This is a genomic window from Gemmatimonadota bacterium (assembly GCA_041390125.1).
In the GTDB taxonomy this organism is placed as follows: domain Bacteria; phylum Gemmatimonadota; class Gemmatimonadetes; order Longimicrobiales; family Gaopeijiaceae; genus JAGQIF01.
In genome coordinates, this window is record JAWKQN010000012.1 from 87,507 (window position 1) to 109,121 (window position 21,615).

The window sequence follows — 21,615 nt, forward strand, 5'->3', positions numbered from 1 at the left end:
GACTGTGGGCCATGAGTGCTCCCACGCCCATTCCCGTCCTCGACGGCCACAACGACACGCTCACCCGCATCCGCAACACCACCGCCGCGGAACGGCCCTCCTTCCTGGAGCGCAGCGCGCAGGGCCACATCGACCTGCCCCGGGCCCGAGCCGGCGGTCTCGCGGGTGGATTCTGCGCCGTGTTCACGCCGTCCTCCGGCGAGCGGCCGGAGCCGGTGCCCCGGCTGGATGCGCAGGGCCGCACCGTCCCCGGTGCGTGGACGGTGCCCATGCAGCGGCCGCCGGCGCGCCGGAGCGCGTTGGCGTACACGCTGGGGGTGATCTCCGACCTCCTGCGCATCGAGCGCGATGCCGAAGGAGGGGTCGAGGTCGTGCGCTCCGTCCCTGCGCTGCAGGCCTGTCTGGCGGAGGGCCGCTTCGCCGCGATCCTGCACATCGAGGGCGCCGAGGCGATCGACACGCGTCTCGAGGCGCTGGACGTGCTGTACGCCGCCGGTCTGCGTTCGCTGGGGCCGGTCTGGAGCCGACCCAACGCCTTCGGTCACGGGGTGCCATTCGACTTCCCCGGCACACCGGACGTCGGCCCGGGTCTGACGTCCGCGGGGCGGCGGCTGGTGGCCGCATGCGGACGGCTCGGCATCCTGGTGGATCTGTCGCATCTGAACGCCGCGGGCTTCGCGGACGTGGCGCGCATCAGCGACGCACCGCTGGTGGCCACGCACTCGGCCGCCCACGCCCTGTGCGCCTCTCCGCGCAACCTCACGGACGCGCAGCTCGACGCGATCGGGGCCAGCGGCGGCCTCGTGGGCATCAACTTCCATGTCGGCTTCCTGCGCGCGGACGGAGACGCCTCCCGCCCCACGTCGCTCTCCGAGATCGTGCGGCACGCCCGGTACGTCGCCGACCGGATCGGCATCGGGCACGTGGCGCTGGGCTCGGACTTCGACGGGGCCACGATGCCCGGGGATCTGCCGGACGTGACCGCGCTGCCGCGGCTGCTCGACGCGTTCCGGACCGCCGGCTTCGATCAACGCGACCTGGAGCGCATCGCCTGGCGCAACTGGGTGCGCGTGCTCGGGGAGACGTGGAGCGCATGAACGCGGACGAGGTCCTGCACACCGTCTTCGGCTACCGCGAGTTCCGGCCAGGCCAGCGCCTGATCATCGATGCCGTCACGGAGGGCCACGACTGCATCGCGGTCATGCCCACCGGGGCCGGGAAGTCCCTGACGTTCCAGATCCCCGCGAAGCTGCTCCCCGGCACGGTGCTGGTGCTGTCCCCGCTCATCTCGCTCATGAAGGACCAGGTGGACGCGCTGGACGCGCTCGGCTTCCGCGCCACGGCCATCAACTCCTCCCTGGACGCGGAAGAGCGCCAACGCCGCCTGGCCGGTCTGCGCGCAGGCGCCTACGAGCTGGTGTATCTGGCACCCGAGGCACTCACGCGCTTCCTGCGCCGGGAGATGCAGAGCTGGCCCCTGTCGCTGATCGTGGTGGACGAGGCCCATTGCATCTCGCAGTGGGGGCATGATTTCCGGCCGGCGTACCGGAGTCTGCGTGGGCTCAAGCAGGAGCTGCAGGGCATCCCGGTGCTGGCGCTGACCGCGACGGCCACACGTCCGGTGGCGCGCGACATCCTCGCGCAGCTCGGCATGGTCAAGCCCAAGGGGTTCAAGGGCTCCTTCTTCCGCTCCAACCTGCGCATCTACTGCCGCAAGAAGGGCGAAGGAGACACCCGGGCCGAGATCCTCGGCCTGATCCGCGCCCGCAAGGGCGAGCGCGGGATCGTGTACTGCCTGTCGCGGAAAGGCGTGGAGCAGACCACCGCCTTCCTGGTCCGCAAGGGCGTCAACGCCGTGGCCTACCACGCCGGGCTCTCCGACGAGGAGCGCTCACGCAGCCAGGATGCGTTCGCGCGCGACGACGTGGACGTCGTGGTGGCGACGATCGCGTTCGGCATGGGCATCGACAAGTCGAACGTGCGTTTCGTCATCCACCGCGACATGCCCAAGGACGTCGAGTCCTGGTACCAGGAGATCGGGCGCGCCGGCCGCGACGGGCTGCCCAGCGACTGCTTCCTGTTCTACTCGTGGGCGGACGTGAAGCTGCACGAACGCTTCCTCGACGGGATCGAGGATCCCGACCAGTACCACATGAAGCTGCAGGCCACGCGGGGGCTGTTCCGCCTGGTGGAGAACGGCGGGTGTCGCCACCGCGCGATCCTGGGCTACTTCGACGAGACGCTGGAGGCGTGCGGGGACGCCTGCGATGTCTGCACCGGCACCACGCTGGAAGCCTTGGCCGCCGAGGGCATGCCCGCCCGCGGCAGCGGCCGGGGGAGCCGGGACCGGGCCGAGCGCCCCGCAGCGAGCGAAGACGACAGCCCGCTGTTCGACCGCCTGCGCGAGGTGCGCAAGCAGATCGCCGACGGCCAGAACGTGCCCGCCTACATCGTCTTCAACGACCGCACCCTGCGCGCCATGGCCGACCTGCGACCCCGCAGCGCCGCCGAGCTGCTGGACGTCCCGGGGGTGGGACCCGCCAAGCTGGAGCGCTACGGGCAGGCATTCCTGGACGCGGTGGCCGAGATGGAGGGGATCGGCGGCTGAGACCGGCACGAGCCCCGGACCGCGTCACCGGGGGTACGCCGACGCCGCCCATGGACCCCCCGGCCCTGAGACCCCCATGGAACCCCGGCCCTGAAACCAGCCATTCGACCCCCCCGTACGGGAGGGAGCCTGTCCGTTCCGCCGGTGACCCGACATGCGCACGCCCTACCCGCTTCGCCTCCTGCTCTTCTTCTGGGCCCTCGCGGCCCCGCTCCACGCCCAGGATGCCCACCGCATCTGGGCGCGCGTGCACACGCACGCCGGGGAGGTCCACGAGGGCTTCCTGCGCTGGGACCGCAACGAGGCCAGCTGGGTGGACCTGCTGGACGGGACCAAGACCCTGCCGGAGGACGCCTACGACACGTGGATCGCCGAGCAGCATGGAGGCGAACGGCCCGTGCGGGCCATCCAGCTGCGCGGGTACCGCGTCACCTGGGACGAGGAGGATCCGGACTTCCCCACCCGCGTCGCCTCCGGCATCCGCTTCGGGCACCTGGCGGAACTGGTCGTCGCGGACGAGGACAGCGTGGACCTGGTGTTGAAAGGGGGCGGGCGGGTGTCGCTCTCCGGCGGGGCCACCGACCTGGGCCCTTCCCTGCGCGAGCTGATCGTCGAGCGGAACGGCCGGACCACGGAGCTGGAATGGGAGGACGTGGAGCGGGTGACGTTCGCGGCGGTCCCCGCGGGTGAGCGCGCCCGCTCCCAGCGCCTCTACGGCACCGTCCAGGACGACCGCGGCCGTTCCTTCACCGGCTTCCTCGCCTGGGACCTGGACGAGGCGTTCACGTCCGACATCCTCGATGGCCGCGACGACGACGGGGACGAGCACGACATCCCCTTCGGGGACATCGCCTCCATCGAGGCCGAGCGCCGCTCGGCCAAGGTCACCCTGCGGTCGGGCCGCACGCTCGAGCTGTCGGGCTCCAACGACGTGGGCCGTGGGCACCGTGGCGTCCAGATCTCCGATCCCGGGCTCGGCATGATCGAGGTGGAGTGGGACGCGCTGGAACGGGTGGACTTCGAGCCCGCGCCGGACGGCCCTGCCTACGATGCCTTCGACGGCGGCGCGCCGCTCCAGGGCACGGTCGTGACCCAGACGGGCGAGGAGATCCGCGGCACGCTGCGGTGGGACATGGACGAGACGTACACCTGGGAGCTGCTCGACGGACGGGCCGAGGACGATGCCTTCGTCGTCGGTGTGGGACGCGTCGGCCGCATCGAGCGGGGGCACTCGTTCAAGGTCGAGCTGGGACGCATCGCGCGCATCGAGCGGGGTGAGGCCTTCGGGGTGCGGGTGGTGCTGGTCGACGGACGCGAGCTGGTCATGGACGACTCCAACGACGTGGACTGGGACAACAAGGGCATCCTGATCACACCGGCCCCGAGCGAGGACGGCGGCGAGCCCGCGCAGCGCTACGTGTCCTGGGAGGAGTTCAAGGAGGTCCGCTTCGGGAGCGCGGCGGCGTCGGCAGGAGGACCCCGATGATCCGGCAGAGGTCTCCGCGCACGGTGGAGCCGCGGATGCGGACCCCCTGCGCGACACAGGGCGGAACCGGGTGGAGCGGAGCGTCGGCGGCGCTGGCCGCTCTCGCGCTGTTCGGCCTGGCCGCGCCCGGCCTGCACGCCCAGACTCCCCTCCGCGACGATGCCTTCGTGGATCCCGCTGCCCGTACGCTCTGGAGCGCTGCGGCGGACACCTGGGGTGCGTTGGACACCTCCATCCTGCGCTACACGGCCCGCATCGATCAGCGCATCGCGGCGTCGCTGCGCACGCCGCTCAAGGACCGCGTCCTCTACCGCAACGAGACGGCCGTGCGCGCGTTCTGGGATCAGGAGTACGATCCGGTGGTGCAGGTGCTGGGGACACGGTCCCAGTATCCCGGACGGAATGCGGCGATCCGGGACGGGGACCTGGACTGGCTGGAGGACCTCCCGTTCGACGAGCCGTTCGAGCCGGGCGGGGATCGGTTGTTCTTCGGCATGGGGGACTCCGACGAGGACGCCTTCCAACCCGACAACGACGACTTCTGGTTCGCGCACCCGCTCGCGCCCGGTGCCGACAGCCTCTATCGCTTCGAGAGCGGAGACACGCTGACCCTGAGCCTACCCGGCGGACGTCAACTCCGCACGGTCCAGCTGGATGTGCTGCCGCGGCGCGCGGACGTGCACCGCATCACCGGCAGCCTCTGGATCGAGCCGGAGTCCGGCGCGCTGGTGCGGGCGGTCTTCCGCTTGAGCCAGCAGTTCGACGCGATCCGCGACATCCCGGACCTGCAGGAGGAGGAAGAGCAGGGCTCCTTCAAGTACGTGCCGGGGCTCTTCAAGCCGTGGACGTTCGACCTCACCATGATCGCGGTGGACTACGCGCTGTGGGACTTCCGCGTCTGGCTGCCGCGCACGCTGCGCATGGAAGGAGAGGTGGCCGCCGGGATCCTGAAGATGCCGGTGTCCATGGACGTGGCGTACGACATCGAGTCCGTGACCACGGCCGAGGACGACGGCGAGGAGACGGTGGACCTCTCCGTGGGCGCCGATCCGACCGGTGCGGTGCAGGAGGTGCATTTCGGGTCGCGCGCGGAGGCCATGGCGTTCATCGCGCAATTGCTCTCCGACGGAGAGCCGGTGGCCTACGAGCAGATGTCGCGTGCCGAGCCCGCCGCGCGGGATCGGGAGTCGCTGCTGCTGGTCCCGCAGGACCGGAGCCAGGTGGCCGTCAGCCCACACCTGCCACCGCCGATCTGGGAGGAGGCCGACGGGTTCGCCACGGACGACGAGCTTGCGGAGTACCTGGGCACGCTCGCGGACCTGCCCGCGCCCCCGATCGAAGGCCTGCCCTGGTCGGCGAGCTGGGGGTGGGCCCGACCCGACCTGGTGCGCTACAACCGCGTCGAGGGGCCGGCCCTGGGCGGGCGGGTGGAGGCGGCCATCGGCGGGCCGTGGACCCTGGGGGCCAGCGGCTTCCTGGGCTTCTCCAGCTTCGAGCCCTCGGCGCGCCTCGACCTGGAGCGCTCCACCGTGCTGCGCACGCTCACCTTCGGCGTCTATCGCGAGGTCACGGCGACGGACCCCCGCGCCGGCTACCTGGGCTTCGGCAACTCGCTCGACGCGTTCTTCTTCGGACGGGACAACGGGGAGTACTACCGGGCCACGGGCGCCTCGCTCACGTGGAGTCCGCCGACCGGGGCCCGGGAATCGTTCGCCTTGCGCCTGTGGGCGGAGCGTCAGGACCGGCTGGAGACGGAGGCGGGCTTCGCCCTCTTCCACGCCTTCGACGACTCCTGGGATTTCCGGGGTAACGTGCCGGCCACCGACCTGGAGGAGGCGGGCGCCGAGCTGAGGGTGTCTCCCTGGTGGGGCGGGGATCCGCTGGGCGTGCAGGCGGGCCTGGAGCTCTTCGGCCAGGGCGCGCGTTGGCGCGCCATCGGCGCGGACACCACGTCCGACTACGCCCGCACCAGCGCGGTCCTGCGGGTGGCCGTCCCGCTCGGGGGCCGCTGGCGGGCGGGCCTGGAGGCCGGTGCCGGCACCACGTTCGGGGACGCGCCGCCGCAGCGCGCCTGGTTCCTCGGTTCGGCAGGCACGCTGCGGGGCTATCCTCCGTCCGTGATCTCCGGCCCGTCCTTCACGCGAGGCCGGCTGGAGTTGGCGCGCACCTTCGACGGTGTGGGGAGCTTCTCCGCCTTCGGGGACGCGGGGTGGGCGGGCGCGCGCGACGCCTTCGCCGCGGACGACCTGCTCTATGGGGTGGGCATCGGCGGGAGCCTGCTGGACGGGCTGATCCGGATCGATCTCTCCCGCGGTCTGAACGGCCCCAACCGACAGTTCCGCCTGGATCTGTACCTGGACGCGATCCTCTGAGACGCAGCCGTCAAGCGGCCCGGCGCGGCACCTCGGCGTAGCGCTCGAGCCCGCGCACGTCCCGCTCCAGCGAGGGGATGGTGCTCATGACGTGCCCCGTGTCGTCGGCTCGTCGGAGAACGGCTCGTAGAGCGCGTCCGGGGGAGTCCTCCCCAGCTCCACCAGGAAGGCCGCGATCCGCGTGCAGCACGCAGTAAGGAAGCGGTCGCCCTTCTCGGCGGTGGCAGCGGCGGGATCGCCGATGCCGGTATCCTGCGTGACACTGGGCCAGTCGCGCGGAGTCCAGGCCCAGCCTTCGTTGAAGGCCGCGACCGTGAACGGCTGCGCATCGCCGGTTCCCCACCGCTCCCGCGGCGCCACCAGGTCGGGTCGCAGCGCCAGCACCACGCTGGTCTCGAGCTCTCCGGCGTGATCGCCGGGTCGGTCGAAGAAGCCGCGGGCGTCCACGGCGCGCCACCAGTCGAAGGCGCACAGGAACACGTCGGTCTCGCCCTGCGCTTCGCGGATCAGCGGCTTGAAATCGTTGCCGCCGTGCCCGTTGCAGAGCACCAGCCGTTCGATGCCCGCGGCCTCCACGCTGCGGATGAGATCGAAGAGGATCTGGAGCTGCGTGGAGGGGCTCAGGTGCAGGGTGGGCCCGAGGCCGAGCTGGGTGGAGTTCACACCGAACGGCACCGCGGGCAGCACCAGGGGCCGCCCGCCCGCCTCCCAGGCCAGGCGGGCGGCCTCGACGGCCACGGACTCGGCCTCCAGCGTGTCGGTCCCGTAGGGCAGGTGCAGGTTGTGCGGCTCGGTGGCGCCCCAGGGGAGCAGCGCGAGATCGTACGACCGCTCCTGCACGTCCTCCCAGCGGCTCTCGGCGAGCACCCAGGGGCGGGCAGCGGACGTGGAGTCGCTCATCGCTCCTCCCGGACGTCGTAGTGACGGGACCGCTCGTCGAAGCGCTTCAGCACGGCGCGTGCGGCGGCGGGTACGTAGGCGGCTTCATGGTCCGGTCCCGCGAACTGCCGCACCGCGTCCAGCGCGTCGAACTCCATCAGCGTGACGAACTCCACTTCGTCCCCCGCGCTCCGGCGCAGGAGCCGGATGCCGCGGTATCCGGCCACGCCCTTGGCTGCGATGCCGGGGAAGATCTCCTCCCGGAGCAGGCGCTCGTACGCGTCCGCGTTCTCCGGCGTGGTCCAGCCGTGCCACATGCGCACGATCATCCGTTGCTCCAGCGCTCGAGGTGTGTCACCGTGCGCGGAGCGTAGTCGGAGCCTCATGCCGGAGCAATCGCGTGTCGGTCCTCGAGCGGGTGGATCATCTGGTGGTGGCGGCCCCCGACCTGGAGGAGGGCGTCCGCTGGTTCGAGGAGCGCGTGGGCGTGGCCCCGGGCCCCGGGGGTCGCCATCCGGCGTGGGGGACCCGCAACCGCATCCTGGCGCTGGGGCCCCGGTGCTACGTGGAGGTGATCGGACCCGATCCGGAGCGCGAGAGCGGGGAGCTGCCGACCCTGTTCGGGATCGATCGGCTGGAGGAGCCGGGTCTGGTGGCCTGGGCAGCGGCCGGAACCGATCTGGAAGGGGCGGTGCGGCGCGCACGCGCGGCCGGCCTCGCGCTCGGTGAGCCGGTCTCCGGGTCGCGCCGGCGTCCGGACGGCAGCCTGCTCGCCTGGTCCATGACGGATCCGTACTCCGTCGATCCCGAGTGGCCGCTCCCGTTCCTGCTGGACTGGTCGGGTTCGGCGCACCCCGCCGCGGGGTGGACGGGGGACGTCACCCTCGTGGATCTCCGTGCGGAGCACCCGGAGCCGCAGCGGCTGCGGGACGGGCTCGCGGTGCTCGACGTGCCCCTGCCGGTGACCGAGGGTCCACGGGCTGCGCTCTTCGCGACCTTGCGAGGGCCGGGTGGGGACGTGGTGCTGACGCGGCCGGGTCGGTAGGCGTCCCCGCGTCTTCTTCGCCGCCCCGGGCCGGAGACACGCGCTCGGAGGGCCCTCCGAGCGCCACGGGACGCGGTCCGCTACGGCGCGCGGGGCTCCCCGAGGACGACTTCGAGCTCCCGCTCCAGCGGTCCCACCTCGGTGATCAGCAGCGCCAGCTCCTCCCGGATCTCCGCCAGCATGGACAGGTGTGCGCGGTAGAGGCCGCGCAATCGTCCGGACTCCTCGTAGAAGCGATCCGGCCCGTCGTCCACGTGCGGCAGGATCTCGCGCTCGGTGACCTCGTTGTAGCGCCGATATCGGTCGCTCATCGAGATCAGACGGTTGTAGAACACCGCGAGGCGGTTGAAGAGGTCCGGATCGAGCAAGGCCACACCCCCCGACGCGAGCGTCGCTTCCCAGATCGCCGAGGGGGGCGACTCGGCTCGGGGCTCACGGTAGTAGGGGGGTGGGGGCGCGTGGCCCTGCGCTCGCGCTGCGTTCCACTCCGCCTCGATCCTGTCCATCTCCGCGGCCACCAGTGGGGCCCGCGAGCTGAAGGCGTGCATCTCGCCCAGGATCGCGGCGTAGATGTGCTGGGCACGCTGCCGGTCTTCGCGGGTCTGGCGGACGTCCTCGGCCACGAACGCGCCGAACACGCCGACGAAGATCACGCTCAGCTCGGCCAGGACCCGCAGCGTGACCGCTCGCCGACCCGGGGGGGCGGGCCGGTGGGCCGAGCGGTCGGGCGCAGGGTGCGTGCGAGGGGTGGTTGCCATCTGTCGCTGTCCGAAAGGATCTCCGCACTCGTACGGCTGCGGGCAAGCCGGGTTTCGGTCCGGGATGCCGTCCGCGTCGCTCAGTACCGCGCGAAGATCCTCCGGAGACCGTCCGTGTCCCGGGTGCGCGTGAGGCCCAGCATCAGCAGGATGCGCGCCTTCCAGGGGGACAGGTCGGCCGCGAGGACCGCGCCCAGCGGCGCGGCCGGATCGCCGACGATGCGGCCCCCGGGCACCCGGGAGGCCAGCGCCACCGGGATGCCCGCGGCCACCGCCGCGCGGACGCCCTCCCGCGCCCCCGGGCTGGTGCGCCCGCCCGCGAAGGTCGCCAGCACGATGCCGTCCGGACGGCGGGCGACCAGATCCTGGAGATCGCGCGGATCGAAGCCGGTGTGGTCGTGCGCCACCAGCACGGTGGGCAGCACCTCCACGTCGTGGACGTCCAGCTCGCTCTCCGTGGTGTGTGGCTTCAGCGTGGCCCGGAGGAACACCACCGTGTCGGGATCCACGAAGCCCAGATGGCCGAGCTCGGGGGACGCGAACGTGTCCACCCGGCGGTTGTCGGTCTTCCAGACGTCGCGCGCGGCGGAGATGTCCTCGTTCAGCGCCACCAGCACGCCCCGCCCGCGCGCGTGCGGGGCCGCGGCGATGCGCACCGCGTTCAGCAGGTTGGCCGGACCGTCCGCGGAGATCTCCGTCGCCGACCGCATGGACCCGGTGATCACCACCGGCCGCTCGTCGCGCACGGTCAGGTTCAGGAAGAACGCCGTCTCGTCCATCGTGTCGGTGCCGTGCGTGATCACGATGCCGGCCAGGTCGGGGCGCTCGGAGAACAAGCCGTTGATGCGCTGGGCGAGCGCCAGCCAATGCGCCGGCGTGATCTGCGAGGAGCCCACGCGGCTGAACTCCTCGACGGTGACCTGCGCGTGGTCCAGCAGCGCCGGCACGGCGCCCACCAGGCTGTCGCCGCTGGCCATGGGTGCATCACTGCGCGACGCGATGGTCCCTCCCGTCGTGAGGATGACCACGGGCGGGCGGGCGGTCTGCGCCGTGAGCGGCGCCGCCGCGAGCACGGCGGCGCACGAGAGCGCGGCGGCCCGCAGCACGGTGCGCAAACGCGGGGCGCACGAGAGCGCGGCGGCCCGCAGCACGGCCAACCGTCGCACGATGCCCGGTCGCACGGCGCCCGTGAGGCCTTGCCGCTCCACCCCTACGGCCTCCGGTAGACCACGCGGCCACCGATGATGGTGTAGACCACCTCGGTGCTCGGGATCTCCTCCTCCGCGATCTCCAGGATGTCCTGGGAGAGCACCACCACGTCCGCCAGCTTGCCCGGCGTCAGCGTCCCCTTGAGGTCCTCCTCGAAGGCTCCGTAGGCGGGTTGGATCGTGTAGCTCTTGAGCGCTTCCATGCGGCTCATGCGCTGATCGGGATAGAAGACCGAGCCGTCCCGTGTGCGTCGCGACACCGTGGCGTAGTAGTTGGCGATGGGATCGACGTCCTCGACCGGGGCGTCGGTGCCGTTCATGACCACCGCGCCGCTCTGCATCAGGCTCTGCCAGACGTACGCGCCATCGTGGGCGCGCTGATCGCCGAGGCGGATCGGCACGAACGGCGCGTCCGAGGTGGCGTGGATCCCCTGCATGGAGGCGATCACGCCCAGCTCGGCGAAACGGGGGATGTCGGCCAGGTCGAGGTGCTGGGCGTGCTCCACCCGCCAGCGCCAGTCGTCCTTCTCCGGATGGTCCGCGAACGTGGCCGCGAAGATGTCCAGCACCTCGCGGTTGCCCCGGTCGCCGATGGCGTGGATGCAGAGCTGGTAGTCGTTCTCGGCCGCCAGCCGGGCCGTCTCCTCGAGCTCGGAGATGGGCACGGTGTTGAGGCCGGAGCTGGTGGGGAGATCCGTGTACGGCGCGAGCAGCCAGGCGCCGTGCGAGCCCAGGGCGCCGTCGATGTAGCGCTTGATGGCGCGCACGGTGAGGTGGTTGTCCCCGTACCCCACCATCCGGTACCGCGGCAGCGCCTCGGCCAGGTCGGCGTTGGAGCCACCCAGCATCACCCACAGGCGCACGTCGATGTCGCCCGCGTCGACCATCTCCTTGTAGAGATCCACGACCGCCGTCGGCGCGCCGGCATCCTGGAAGGAGGTGATGCCCTTGGCGATCAGCTCCTGGTTGGCCAGCTCCGCCGGGCGGCGCGGATCGACCGGGGTCGCCGCGGCCGCCACGGGCGCCAGCAGCTCCTCCGCGGTCTCCTTGAGATAGCCGGTGGGCTGGCCGCCCGCGTCCTTGACGATCTCGCCGCCCGCCGGGTCCGCGGTGCTGGCGTCGATCCCCGCCAGCTCCAGGGCCTTGGCGTTGGCGAAGGCGGCGTGGCCGCTCGCGTGCACCAGCACCACCGGGTTGTCCGGGGAGACGGCGCTCAGGGAGGCGTGGGTGGGGATGCCTTCCACGCTCCCGGCCGGCGTGTGCGTCCACTTCTCCTGGTGCCACCCGCGGCCCCGGATGAGCTCGCCGGGGCGGCTGTCGGCCACGGCGGCCTCCACCCGCTGGACGATCTCCTCCCAGCTCTCCGTGTCCATGAGGTTGAGCTGCAGCTGGGCGTCCCCGATGCCCATGAAATGGGCGTGTCCCTCGATGAAGCCCGGGATGGCCAGCCGGCCCTCGAGATCCAGCGTCTCCGTCTCCGGACCACGGTGGACGGCCATCTCTTCGGCCGTGCCCACCGCGAGGATCCGCCCGTCGCGGATCGCGAGCGCCTCTCCGTCCGGCACGGCGTCGTCCGCGGTGACCACCCGCCCGTTGGTGAGGATGAGGTCGGCCGCCTCACCCGACGGGGGCTCCCCGCCGGCACAGGCCGCGAGCAGGACGAGCAACGGCAGGGAGAGGGGGGTGGAGCGGCTCCGCATCGGGGTCTCCTGACGGTCGGATCGGTGGGGCGGGCGAGCGGACGGACGCTCCGGCCCTCGCGCGGGCCCCGGGTCGACGCCCAGATTCTACAGGCTGGGCCTCCGTTCCCGCGAGCACCGGCTCGCAGGACGGACGGCCGTCCGCATCCCGCTCCCCCGAGGAGGTTCCATGTCGTTGGCCCCGATCCGGCACCGCGTCGCGCTCGTCCTGCTCCTGGCGCCGCTCGGTGCCTGCGGCGGCGGCGAGAGCGAGCCCGGAAGCCGGGCCGGCACGCTCGCCACCGAGGCCCGCATCACCATCGCCGACGTGGGGTTCGCCACGCCCGAGTCCGTGCTGCACGACACGATCTCCGACGTCTACCTGGTCTCCAACATCAACGGGGATCCGCTGGGTCGGGACGACAACGGGTTCATCTCGCGCGTCGCGCCCGACGGGTCGGTGATCGCCCTCAAGTGGATCGACGGGTCCACGTCCGACGCGACCCTGAACGCGCCCAAGGGCATGGCCGTATCCGGGAGCTCCCTGTTCGTGGCCGACATCGACTGCGTGCGCATCTTCGACCTGGCGTCCGGCGCGCCCACCGGCGAGGTGTGTGTGCCCGAGGCCACGTTCCTGAACGACATCGCGGCGGACGAGTACGGCACGTTGTGGGTGACGGACACCGGGTTCAGCGAAGGGTTCGCGCCCTCCGGGACGGACGCCGTGTACCGCATGGCCGCCGACGGCCGCATGAACGCCATCGCGGAGGGCGATTTCCTCGGCCACCCCAACGGCATCGCGGTCGGGAGCCGCGGCATCTTCGTCGTCACCTTCGGGTCCGGTGAGGTCTTCACGCTCACCGCCGACGGGGAGCGTACCACCGTGCTGCCCGCCTCCGACCGCCAACTGGACGGCGTCGAGTTCGTGCGCGACGGGGGCTTCATGTTCTCGAGCTGGGGCGAGCAAGCCGTGCTGCGGGTCGGGCCCACGGGCGCGCTCCGCAGGATCGTCACCGACATCGAGGCCCCGGCCGACATCGGCTACGACGCCCGCCGCAACCGCGTCCTCATTCCGCTGTTCAACGCCAACCAGGTCCTGATCGAAGCCCTCGACGGCTGACCTCCCACTCCCTGATCCCGACCCCATGAACGCCACGCACGCCGCGCCCGAGGACCGGGCCCGTCTCATCGTCCGTCGTCTGCTCGCCATCCAGCCCGGGGAGCAGGTGGCCCTGGTCTGCGACCCCTCCAGCGAGCGTGTCATGGTCGACGCGCTCTGTGCGCAGATCCTGGACGCGGGGGCCGAGTTCACCGTCCTGACCCAGCCGGATCGCGGCACGGACCGCAAGAACGAGCTCACGCCCGTGATCCAGAAGGCGTTGGAGTCCGCGGACGTGCTGATCGGGCTCACGCGCTCCGGCGGGGCCCCGACCTACCATCACGCGGTGAAGAAGCTGTACAAAGCGAAGACGCTGCGCGGCATGTCCATGGTCATGCGTACCCTCGAGAACTTCACGTCCGGCGGCGCGTTGGCGGATTACGACGCGCTCAAGGAGGAAGGCGATCGCTTCGCCGCGCTGTGGCGCACGGGCTCGCGGATCCGCATCACCACGCCCGCCGGAACGGATCTGTCCTCCACCATGGCCGGGGAGGACGTCATCGTCGAATGTGGCTTCGCCACCGAGATGGGGCTCGAGGCCGCGTTCTCGGACGGCGAGGTGTCGCAGATGCCGAACGAAGGCAAGGCGAGCGGGCGCATCGTGGTGGACGGCCCCATCGCGCATCTGGGCGGGGGCGAGCCCGTGGTGCTGCGCGTGGAGGAGGGCCGGGTGGTGGCCGTCGAGAGCGAGGGGACGCGCTCGCGTGCCCTGGCGAAGATCGTGACCGAGGTGCCGCGTGCGGACAACATCGCCGAGATCGGGATCGGCCTGAACGGCGCCTGCCGCCGCAACGGCGATTTCGAGGAGGAGAAGAAGGCCCGGGGCCTGGTCCACGTGGCCATCGGTGACAACGTATTCTACGGCGGCACCGTGCGCTGTCCCGTGCACATGGACATGGTGCTCTACGCGCCCACGGTCACGATCGACGACCGCGTGGTGGTGGAGGCGGGCGAGGTCGTCTTCGCGTAGCCCTCTGCGATGGCCGCGGCGGCCCGGGCCGCGTCCCGGCCCACACCGTGGACCATCGCGGACGACAGGGCGTGCTGGAAGAACAGGCCCACGAACCACAGGTCCGGGACATCGAGCGCCCGTCCGCTGGCGTGGCGCGGCTCCAGGGCCCCGTGCACCGGGAGGTCGATCCAGTCGAACCCGGCCTCGAAGCCCGTGCACCACAGCACATTCGTGGCGGGCAGCACGCGCCCGTCCTCGAGGACGGGTTGCCCCTCCTGCACGCCTGCGGTGCGCGCCACACGTTGGATGCCCACCGCCTGCAGGTCCGACGGTCGGGTGCGGATCAGCGGCCCGCCCCGGTGGAGGATGCGACGCCGCAGCGCCCGGCCGATCGGCGTGCGCACGCTGAGCACGCGGTGGAAGAGGCCGCGCAAGGTCAGACGCACCAGCCCGCGCCGTGCGGCGGCGCCTTCGATGCGGAAGGGGAGCGCGCCCGTGTCGCGGCCGGACAGCCAGACCGGGTGACGGTCGGACAGTTCCAGCGCGATCTCCGCTCCCGAGTTGCCGGCGCCGACGATCAGGACCGGCCCGTCCTGCAACTGCGCGGGGCTGCGATAGTCCGCCGAGTGCAGTTGCCGGATGTCGGCGTGCAGTGCGGCGGCAAAGTCGGGCCGTCGCGGTCGTTGGTAGTCGGACATGGCCACCACCACCGCGCGTGCATCGAAGCGACCGTCGCGGGTCTCGATCCGGAACCGGCCATCCTCCCGCGTCAGGCGCTCCACCCGCACGCCGGTGCGGACCGGCAGCGCGAAGCGGGCCGCGTAGCGCTCGAGGTAGTCGGCCATCTCGTCCTTCGTGGGGAACGTCCACGCGGGCGCCGGGAACGGCATCCCGTCGAGCCCGTTGTAGCGTGCGGGCGAGAAGAGGCGGAGGGAGTCCCACCGCTCGCGCCAGGCGTCCCCGATGCGGGCGCGGGCCTCCAGGATCAGGAAGGGGACGCCCCGGCGTGCGAGATGATGGCCGACCGACAGCCCGGCCTGGCCGCCTCCGATCACCAGGGTGTCGACGGAGTGGGTGCGCGCGGGGTGGTCCATGGATCCTCCGAGGTCGTTGGGATTCCTCCTCGAAGCCTACCGAAGCGCCGAACGGGTCGCTTCGGGCGGATCGTGCAGCGCCCCCTGGCCGCGTGTGGGTCGTTCTATGCAGGACCGCCCAGCAGCCCGTGCTCGTAGGCGAAGGCCGTGGCCGCCGCGCGCGAGGAGAGCCCGAGCTTCCCGTAGAGGTTCGCGACGTGGCGGGCGACCGTCTTCTCCCGGATGCCGAGCCGTTCGCCGAGGGCGCGGTTGGTGAGGCCGGTCGCGAGCAGGGCCAGCACCTCGCGCTCCCGCGGCGTGAGGCCGAAGTCCTGCGCTTCCTCATCGGCTGCGCTGCCCGGCGCGTCGAGCGGAGCTCGATCGGGGTCGATGCCGAGCGCCGCGAACGTCCGGCGGGCCGCGTCCTCCTCGAGCGCGGCGCCTTCCGCGTCCCCCATGGCCCGACAGGCCGCCGCGAGCAGGACCCGGGTGCGCGCGGTCTCGTGCGGCACCCCGCTGGACTCCCAGAGGTCGGCGGCGATCCGCAGCGGCGCCACCCCGTCCTCCGGTGCCCCACGAGCGAGGGCCACGGCGCCCTGCGCCCGCGCGGCCGTCGCCTCCAGCGTATCCGATCCGAACCGGCGGGCGATGTCCGTGAGCTCGGCTGCCGCCTCCTCCGCGCCGCCCACGTCGCCGCGGCGCAGCAGCACGTCGATCCACGTCGGCAGGAGCCGGGCGCGCCGATGTGCGGCGGGCGTCTCCGCCAGCGCGCGACGCAGGAGCGCGTGTGCGGCCGTCACGTCGCCCTGGTGCAGGCGGAGCGCGGCCAGCCCGGGTAGGGGCTGCAGACCCTCGCGGCTGGCCGCCTGGTAGGCGGCCTCCGCGTGCTCCAGCGCGCCCCGCACGCGGTGCAGCTCGGCCTGCTGGTAGTGTGCGGCCCCCACGACGCTCGCCTTCCCGCTCCGCTGCGCGCACTCCAACGCGCGGTGGGCGGCAGAGAACGCCTGCTCCCACTCGCCACGGCGCTGGAGGATCTCGGCGCGGAAGACGAGGCACTCGCCTGCGAAGGGGACCAGATCGGGTTGCCCTTCGCACCAGCGCGTGAGCGCCGTGGTCCACTCCTGCGCCCGTCGGAGCTCCCAGACCTCGCGACAGGCGGCGATGACGGCACAGTACACCACCCCGGTCACCGGGGGGGACGTCTCGCCGCGCGCGACGGCCACCATGGCTTCGTCCAGGCGGGCGAGACCCTCCGGCAGCTGGCCGGCGCGCAGGAGCGCCCTCCCCTCCACGTGCAGGGCCAGCGCCAGGAGGTCGGGCTCGCGGAAGCGCTGTGCCATCTCGATCGCACGCGCCGCCGTGGCCCGCGCCTGCTCCAGCCCACCCGACTCGAGCGCGCGCAGCGCCGCGGGGAGCAGCAGGTAGCCGCGCTCCACGCAGGCATCCTCCGTCTGCTCCAGCAGGCGCTGGGCGCGGCCGAACCAGCCGCCGGCTGCCGCCATCTCTCCGCGGGTGATCAGATGGAAGCCCATCCAGAAGGCCCAGCGCGCGCCTTCGACCGGCGCGCCCGCGTCGACGGCCGCCGCATGGGCCTCGTCCAGGGCGGTCATCAGGAGCTCGTCGTCGCCGGTCAGATCGGCGGCCACGGCGAGGGCGCCGAGATCCGCGCGCGACAGCGGGCCCGCGGAGCGGGCCGCGGTGAACGCGTCGCGGGCCTCGCGCCAGGCGCGGCGCGCGAAGGCGGCGCGGGCCTGCTCCAGGTCGGTGGGTGGGCTGCTCACCCCTCCACCATAGGTGGGCCGCGGTCCACGGCGAAACCGGACCCGCCGCAGGGCCCGCCGCCCCCCGGGCGGAGCCAGCGGGCAACCCTCCTCTTGACTACAGACTCTAAGGGTAAGAGTCTGGGGAAAGAGGGCGGCCCCCACCGGTTCGGCGGCCGGGATCCGCCCGAAGGCCGCGCCCGCTCGTTCCCCGCACCCCACGGATGCGATGACCCTGCTCAAAGGCACCCTGGACGTGCTGGTCCTGAAGGCGCTCGTCTGGGGACCGCGCCACGGGTTCGAGATCACCACCTGGCTGGAGGAGCGCTCCGGTGGACAGCTCTCCGTGGACGAGTCCGCCCTCTACCAGGCGCTCCATCGGATGGAGCGGAAGGGCTGGCTCCGCGCCGAGTGGGGGGTCACCGAGAACAACCGCCGGGCCCGCTACTACACGCTCACCCGTGCAGGCAAAGCCGCGCTCGAGGAGGAGAGCGCGCGCATCTCGGACTACGCGGCGGCGCTGACCACCATCCTGTCGGCCCGCTCCGCCTGACGCGCCCATGTCCCGCATCCGCCCCGGCGTCCTGCGCACCCTCCGGCTCAAGCTGCGTTCGCGCGCCGGCACCCGGCACGAGCTGGACGAGGAGCTGCGCTTCCACGTGGAGGCGCGTGTGGAGCGGCTGGTGGCCTCCGGCATGGATCCCGACGCGGCGCGTCGCGAAGCCGAGCGACGCCTGGGCCTGGACCGCGGAGCGCACGGCCGCCTGGAGCGCGGCGCTGCACGCCGGGACCGCACCATCTACCGGAGGGAGATCATGGGGGAGTGGGCGCAGGACCTGAGGTACGCCGTGCGGGGCCTGCAGCGCCGCCCGGGGTTCACGCTGGTCGGTGTGCTGACGCTCGCGCTGGGCATCGGCGGCAGCACGGCGATCTTCAGCGCGGTGTGGGCCCTGCTGCTCCGCCCCCTCCCGTTCCCGGATCCGGATGCGCTGATGCGCGTGAGCCTGGTCCGGCCGGGAGCGGAGGCGTTCGATTCGCCCGAGCGGGAATCCGTCTGGTCGTATCCGAAGTACGAGGTCTTCCGCGACGCGCAGGACGCCTTCCAGGACCTGGCGGTCTACACGACCGCCGGGCCGGCCATGATCACGTCGGAGACGCCCGAGCGGGTCGCGGCCGAGATCGTGGGCGCCACCTACTTCCGTACGCTCGGCATCGAGCCGCGCGTGGGCCGCGCGTTCCGCGCCGACGAGGACACGGGTCCGGGGACGCGGACGCTCGTGGTGCTCACGGACGCGTTGTGGCGCACCCGCTTCGGCGCCGATCCCGACCTGATCGGGCGCAGCCTGCCCATCGACGGGCGACCCCACGAAGTGATCGGCGTGGCGCCGGCGGGATTCCGCGGGCTCAGCGGGCGCGCGGACCTGTTCCTGCCGGCGATGAGCTGGGGCGAGACGGATCTGTCCGAACCCCAGTCGCACGTCTTCAACCTCGTGGGTCGGCGGCGGGCGGACGTGGGTCCGGAGCCTGCGCAGCAGGCCGTGCTGCAGGCCGGTGCGCGCGTGGACGCCGTCTATCCGGCCGAGGACGCGGACGCGGCCTGGAGCGCGCGCGCCGAGCCGCTGGACGCCGCCCGCGTGGCTCCCCAGATCCGCCGCTCCGTGCTGGTCCTGTTCGGCGCCGTGGGCTTCGTGCTGCTGGTCGTGTGCGTCAACCTCGCCAGCCTCTTGCTGGGGCGCGCGCTGGCGCGCCGCTCCGACTTCGCGGTCCGCCGCGCCCTGGGCGCGTCCGGGCTGCGCGTCGGGCGCCTGCTGCTGGCGGAGTCGCTGCTGCTTTCGCTGGTGGGGGGCCTCGCCGGCATCGGCGTCGCGGCCGCCGGCACGGCGCTGCTGCGGCGCGTGGATCCCATCGCCTTGCTGCGCTCCAACGGCGTGGGTCTCGTGGACTTCTCCACCGTGCGCCTGGAGCCGCTGCCGCTCGTGTTCGGCATCGGGCTGGCGCTGCTGACCGGCCTCGTCTTCGGCCTGCTCCCGGCATGGAGCGCAGGTCAGGCGCCCGTGGTCGCGACGCTCAAGGAGGGCGGCGAGGCCACCGGCTCGCGCGCCTCGGGGCGCCGGACCGGTCGCTCCGTCCTGGTGGTCGTGGAGGTGGCGGCGGCCGTGGTCCTGCTCGCCGGCTCCGGCCTGATGCTCCGGAGCCTGGGCCGCCTCCTCGCGGTCGATCCCGGCTTCGACGGCGAGGGCGTCCTCACGGCGCGCATGGCGCTGGCCCCGGGCACGCCGTCCGCGGATTCGCTGCCGTCCATCTACGCCGGCATCGAGGAGCGGCTGGCCGCGCTTCCGGGCGTCGCCGAGGCGGGCCTCGCGCTGTGCGCGCCGCTCTCCGGTGGCTGCGGCACCACGGTGATGACGTTCGCGGACCGGCCCGAGATCGGGCTCGACCAGGCGCCCGAAGTGCAGATGCACATGGTCACGGGCGGCTGGTTCGGGACGCTGGGGATCGCGCTCCTGCGCGGCCGCGCGTTCACGCGGGCCGACATCCGCGGAGCCCCGCGCGTCGTGGTGCTGAGCCGCACGGCGGCCGAGCGCTTCTGGCCCGGAGAGGATCCGCTGGGACGGGAAGTCGCCCTCTACCGTGGCGGCTTCCACGAAGGGGCCACCGTCGTCGGCATCGTGGGGGACGTGCGCTACGAGACGCCCGAACAGGAACCGCGCGCGGACGTGTACGTGCCGCTCCTGCAGGCGACGCATCCGCGCCCGACGGTGTTCGTGAAGGCGGCCGGCGGAGGTGATCTGGCCGGTCCGCTCCGCGGCGCGCTACGGGAGGCCGCGCCCCACTTCGCGGTGGAGGACATCGTCCCGCTGGAAGAGCGCACCGCGGCGGCCACGGCCCAGGCCCGCTTCGGCGCCACCCTGCTGACCGCGTTCGCGGGGGTCGCGCTGCTGCTGGCCGTGCTGGGCATCTACGGGGTGATGTCCTTCGCGGTGCTGCAGCGCCGGCGGGAGCTGGGCGTCCGCATGGCGCTGGGCGCCGATCGCGGACGCGTGCTGCGGCTCGTGATCCGTGAGGGCATCGCGCTGGCGACGATCGGAGGCCTGATCGGTATCGTCGCCGCGCTCGCGCTCACGCGGGTGCTGCGTTCGCTGCTCTACGAGACGACGCCGGGAGATCCCGTGGTGCTGGGAGCGATCGCCGGGCTGCTCCTGGCCACGGCGTGGCTCGCGGCCTGGTTGCCCGCGCGCCGGGCGGCCGCCCTGGATCCGGTGGCAGCGCTGCGAGGGTGAGCGGCTCGGCCGTGCGGGTGGGATCGTCCCGAGCCGGTCCGCCCTACGCGATTCCGAGCCCGAGCGCCGTGCGGACCATGCGCGCCAGCAGGGCCTCCGTCTCGGCTGCGGGGCGGTCGAAGGCGAGCGCGTCGTAGGCCGGGAAGCCCGTGAGCAGGACCAGCGTCGCGTGGGCCCGATCCTGGTCCATGCGCGGGGGAAGGACGCCCGCCTCGCTCAGGGTGGTCGCCAGAGTCGCCAGATGCGCACGCCGTGCGCGCTCGAAGCGCTCGACGAGCGTGCGCACCTCCGGGTCCATCACCGCCAAGGCCAGGGTGCGGCGGATGGCGACCGGCATGACGCTCCAGGCGCGACACGACTCGTGTACGGTGGCGTCCACCGCCGCGTGCGGATCCTCCAGCGCCAACGCCGCCAGGACCCGGTCGAACCCGATGAGGCGGCCCTGGTCCTTGAAGACGGCTTCGAGCAGCTCTGCGCGGCGGCCGACGCGGTTGTAGACGGTCGAACGGGAGACGCCGGCCTCGAGCGCGACCTCCTCGAGCGTGAGGGTCCCCCCGTCCGGGCGAGCGAGGAGACGGTGGGCTGCGGCCACGATCTCCGCCGAAGCCTGCTCGGCCGCTTTCCCCCGCTTCCGCATGTCGTAGTTGCGCGCCATCCGAACCCGCGTCATAATTGATTGTACACTGTGTCTACCTAAATAGGGACCCCCCCATGGCAGCGGCGCTCGACGTGGTGACGCGCGAGGCGTACTGGATCGCTCCTTCGGTGCTCCTCGCGCTGGTTGTGGCCGCGCGGGAGCTCCACCGATCTCCCCCCGAGGGCCCGGCGCGTTGGGGCGCCGCCTTGAACGCATACACCGGCGTGTTGATCGCGACGATGGCGTCCGGGCACCTCCTCGCCGTGTCCCTGCTGGCTCTCGACGGCACGGTGCGGGGCCAGCCCGCCGTGCTCCACGCGATCGGCGTGGTGCTTCTCGTGCCTGCCGTCCTGGTGGCCCGGAACGCGGCGAGGATCCGCCGCGGTACGTCAGACCGCTCCGCCACGGTTCGGGTGAATGCGCTGCTGATCCTCGCGCTTCTCCTCACGGGGCCGCGCAATCTGCCGCTCGCCATCCCGGCGGGCCTGAACATCGCATACGCGATGCAAACGCGTCGTGCGGTGGGTCGAGGCATCGCAGCCCTGGCCGCCTCCATGGCCGTGCTCCTGCTCGTCGGTTCGGTGCGATTCTTCCTTAGCGGCGATTCGTTCGAGGCCTTCCGCGGGATCGAGTCGCGCCCGTAGGGGGCGCTGAGCACGGGGGTACCTCGGCGCCGGGGAGCTCGCGGGCACCCAGGAGATGAACGAGACCCTCAGGC

18 protein-coding genes are annotated in these 21,615 nt (G+C 72.5%); 10 read left to right on the top strand and 8 right to left on the bottom strand.

Annotation, left to right across the window (positions count from 1 at the left end; translation table 11 throughout):
- The first annotated feature begins 11 nt into the window (after window positions 1-11).
- From R3E98_14200 to R3E98_14215, 4 genes are all read left to right on the top strand, one after another.
- Window positions 12-1,097 carry a dipeptidase gene (locus R3E98_14200; GenBank protein MEZ4424556.1) on the top strand — a complete coding sequence of 362 codons (1,086 nt, stop codon included), beginning with the start codon at window positions 12-14 and terminating at the stop codon, window positions 1,095-1,097.
- On the top strand, window positions 1,094-2,608 hold the full coding sequence (locus R3E98_14205; protein MEZ4424557.1) for an ATP-dependent DNA helicase RecQ: 1,515 nt from the start codon (window positions 1,094-1,096) through the stop codon (window positions 2,606-2,608). The genes R3E98_14200 and R3E98_14205 overlap by 4 nt, the downstream gene beginning before the upstream one ends.
- 154 nt (window positions 2,609-2,762) lie before the next feature.
- Complete coding sequence (locus R3E98_14210) at window positions 2,763-4,094, top strand: hypothetical protein (GenBank protein MEZ4424558.1); 1,332 nt, start codon at window positions 2,763-2,765, stop codon at window positions 4,092-4,094.
- Between the two features lie 35 nt (window positions 4,095-4,129).
- The gene (locus R3E98_14215) at window positions 4,130-6,466 is read left to right on the top strand and encodes a hypothetical protein (GenBank protein ID MEZ4424559.1); all 2,337 of its coding nucleotides are present in this window, start codon (window positions 4,130-4,132) and stop codon (window positions 6,464-6,466) included.
- An 84-nt stretch (window positions 6,467-6,550) separates the two neighbouring features.
- On the opposite strand, the gene R3E98_14220 is transcribed toward R3E98_14215, so the two are convergent.
- Window positions 6,551-7,366: a creatininase family protein gene (locus R3E98_14220; protein MEZ4424560.1), complete on the bottom strand. Its 816-nt coding sequence runs from the start codon at window positions 7,364-7,366 to the stop codon at window positions 6,551-6,553.
- Window positions 7,363-7,674, bottom strand: coding sequence for an antibiotic biosynthesis monooxygenase (locus R3E98_14225; GenBank protein MEZ4424561.1), 312 nt, complete (start codon window positions 7,672-7,674; stop codon window positions 7,363-7,365). Before R3E98_14225 ends, R3E98_14220 begins: the two co-directional genes overlap by 4 nt.
- A 71-nt stretch (window positions 7,675-7,745) precedes the next feature.
- Between R3E98_14225 and R3E98_14230 the strand changes: the two genes are divergently transcribed.
- Window positions 7,746-8,390 carry a VOC family protein gene (locus R3E98_14230; GenBank protein MEZ4424562.1) on the top strand — a complete coding sequence of 215 codons (645 nt, stop codon included), beginning with the start codon at window positions 7,746-7,748 and terminating at the stop codon, window positions 8,388-8,390.
- Window positions 8,391-8,470: 80 nt separating this feature from the next.
- On the opposite strand, the gene R3E98_14235 is transcribed toward R3E98_14230, so the two are convergent.
- From R3E98_14235 to R3E98_14245, 3 genes are all read right to left on the bottom strand, one after another.
- Complete coding sequence (locus tag R3E98_14235; protein MEZ4424563.1) at window positions 8,471-9,148, bottom strand: hypothetical protein; 678 nt, start codon at window positions 9,146-9,148, stop codon at window positions 8,471-8,473.
- Between the two features lie 80 nt (window positions 9,149-9,228).
- On the bottom strand, window positions 9,229-10,356 hold the full coding sequence (locus R3E98_14240; protein MEZ4424564.1) for an asparaginase: 1,128 nt from the start codon (window positions 10,354-10,356) through the stop codon (window positions 9,229-9,231).
- A 2-nt stretch (window positions 10,357-10,358) separates the two neighbouring features.
- The gene (locus R3E98_14245; GenBank protein MEZ4424565.1) at window positions 10,359-12,056 is read right to left on the bottom strand and encodes an amidohydrolase; all 1,698 of its coding nucleotides are present in this window, start codon (window positions 12,054-12,056) and stop codon (window positions 10,359-10,361) included.
- Window positions 12,057-12,225: 169 nt separating this feature from the next.
- Here R3E98_14245 and R3E98_14250 point away from each other — a divergent pair, with 169 nt between their 5' ends.
- A complete protein-coding gene (locus R3E98_14250; protein MEZ4424566.1) occupies window positions 12,226-13,155 on the top strand; it encodes an SMP-30/gluconolactonase/LRE family protein in 930 nt (309 codons plus the stop codon).
- A 25-nt stretch (window positions 13,156-13,180) separates the two neighbouring features.
- The gene (locus R3E98_14255) at window positions 13,181-14,164 is read left to right on the top strand and encodes a leucyl aminopeptidase (protein ID MEZ4424567.1); all 984 of its coding nucleotides are present in this window, start codon (window positions 13,181-13,183) and stop codon (window positions 14,162-14,164) included.
- On the opposite strand, the gene R3E98_14260 is transcribed toward R3E98_14255, so the two are convergent.
- Window positions 14,098-15,240, bottom strand: a complete 1,143-nt coding sequence (locus tag R3E98_14260; protein ID MEZ4424568.1) for an NAD(P)-binding domain-containing protein — start codon at window positions 15,238-15,240, stop codon at window positions 14,098-14,100. The two genes, R3E98_14255 and R3E98_14260, sit on opposite strands and share 67 nt — an antisense overlap.
- A gap of 104 nt (window positions 15,241-15,344) precedes the next feature.
- Window positions 15,345-17,000, bottom strand: coding sequence for a LuxR C-terminal-related transcriptional regulator (locus tag R3E98_14265; protein MEZ4424569.1), 1,656 nt, complete (start codon window positions 16,998-17,000; stop codon window positions 15,345-15,347).
- A 208-nt stretch (window positions 17,001-17,208) separates the two neighbouring features.
- Between R3E98_14265 and R3E98_14270 the strand changes: the two genes are divergently transcribed.
- Both R3E98_14270 and R3E98_14275 read left to right on the top strand, forming a co-directional pair.
- A complete protein-coding gene (locus R3E98_14270) occupies window positions 17,209-17,532 on the top strand; it encodes a PadR family transcriptional regulator (protein MEZ4424570.1) in 324 nt (107 codons plus the stop codon).
- A 7-nt stretch (window positions 17,533-17,539) separates the two neighbouring features.
- Window positions 17,540-20,260 carry an ABC transporter permease gene (locus R3E98_14275; protein ID MEZ4424571.1) on the top strand — a complete coding sequence of 907 codons (2,721 nt, stop codon included), beginning with the start codon at window positions 17,540-17,542 and terminating at the stop codon, window positions 20,258-20,260.
- Window positions 20,261-20,303: 43 nt separating this feature from the next.
- On the opposite strand, the gene R3E98_14280 is transcribed toward R3E98_14275, so the two are convergent.
- Window positions 20,304-20,930, bottom strand: coding sequence for a TetR/AcrR family transcriptional regulator (locus tag R3E98_14280; protein ID MEZ4424572.1), 627 nt, complete (start codon window positions 20,928-20,930; stop codon window positions 20,304-20,306).
- A 41-nt stretch (window positions 20,931-20,971) separates the two neighbouring features.
- On the opposite strand from R3E98_14280, the gene R3E98_14285 reads away from it, so the two are divergent.
- Window positions 20,972-21,541 carry a hypothetical protein gene (locus R3E98_14285; GenBank protein ID MEZ4424573.1) on the top strand — a complete coding sequence of 190 codons (570 nt, stop codon included), beginning with the start codon at window positions 20,972-20,974 and terminating at the stop codon, window positions 21,539-21,541.
- Window positions 21,542-21,615 lie beyond the last annotated feature (74 nt).

Bases quoted from the DNA above. Each gene is read 5' to 3' on its own strand.
- R3E98_14200 (MEZ4424556.1), top strand. From the start codon at position 12: ATGAGTGCTCCCACGCCCATTCCCGTCCTCGACGGCCACAACGACACG.
- R3E98_14205 (MEZ4424557.1), top strand. From the start codon at position 1,094: ATGAACGCGGACGAGGTCCTGCACACCGTCTTCGGCTACCGCGAGTTC.
- R3E98_14210 (MEZ4424558.1), top strand. From the start codon at position 2,763: ATGCGCACGCCCTACCCGCTTCGCCTCCTGCTCTTCTTCTGGGCCCTC.
- R3E98_14215 (MEZ4424559.1), top strand. From the start codon at position 4,130: ATGCGGACCCCCTGCGCGACACAGGGCGGAACCGGGTGGAGCGGAGCG.
- R3E98_14220 (MEZ4424560.1), bottom strand. From the start codon at position 7,366: ATGAGCGACTCCACGTCCGCTGCCCGCCCCTGGGTGCTCGCCGAGAGC.
- R3E98_14225 (MEZ4424561.1), bottom strand. From the start codon at position 7,674: ATGATCGTGCGCATGTGGCACGGCTGGACCACGCCGGAGAACGCGGAC.
- R3E98_14235 (MEZ4424563.1), bottom strand. From the start codon at position 9,148: ATGGCAACCACCCCTCGCACGCACCCTGCGCCCGACCGCTCGGCCCAC.
- R3E98_14245 (MEZ4424565.1), bottom strand. From the start codon at position 12,056: ATGCGGAGCCGCTCCACCCCCCTCTCCCTGCCGTTGCTCGTCCTGCTC.
- R3E98_14250 (MEZ4424566.1), top strand. From the start codon at position 12,226: ATGTCGTTGGCCCCGATCCGGCACCGCGTCGCGCTCGTCCTGCTCCTG.
- R3E98_14255 (MEZ4424567.1), top strand. From the start codon at position 13,181: ATGAACGCCACGCACGCCGCGCCCGAGGACCGGGCCCGTCTCATCGTC.
- R3E98_14260 (MEZ4424568.1), bottom strand. From the start codon at position 15,240: ATGGACCACCCCGCGCGCACCCACTCCGTCGACACCCTGGTGATCGGA.
- R3E98_14270 (MEZ4424570.1), top strand. From the start codon at position 17,209: ATGACCCTGCTCAAAGGCACCCTGGACGTGCTGGTCCTGAAGGCGCTC.
- R3E98_14275 (MEZ4424571.1), top strand. From the start codon at position 17,540: ATGTCCCGCATCCGCCCCGGCGTCCTGCGCACCCTCCGGCTCAAGCTG.
- R3E98_14280 (MEZ4424572.1), bottom strand. From the start codon at position 20,930: ATGACGCGGGTTCGGATGGCGCGCAACTACGACATGCGGAAGCGGGGG.
- R3E98_14285 (MEZ4424573.1), top strand. From the start codon at position 20,972: ATGGCAGCGGCGCTCGACGTGGTGACGCGCGAGGCGTACTGGATCGCT.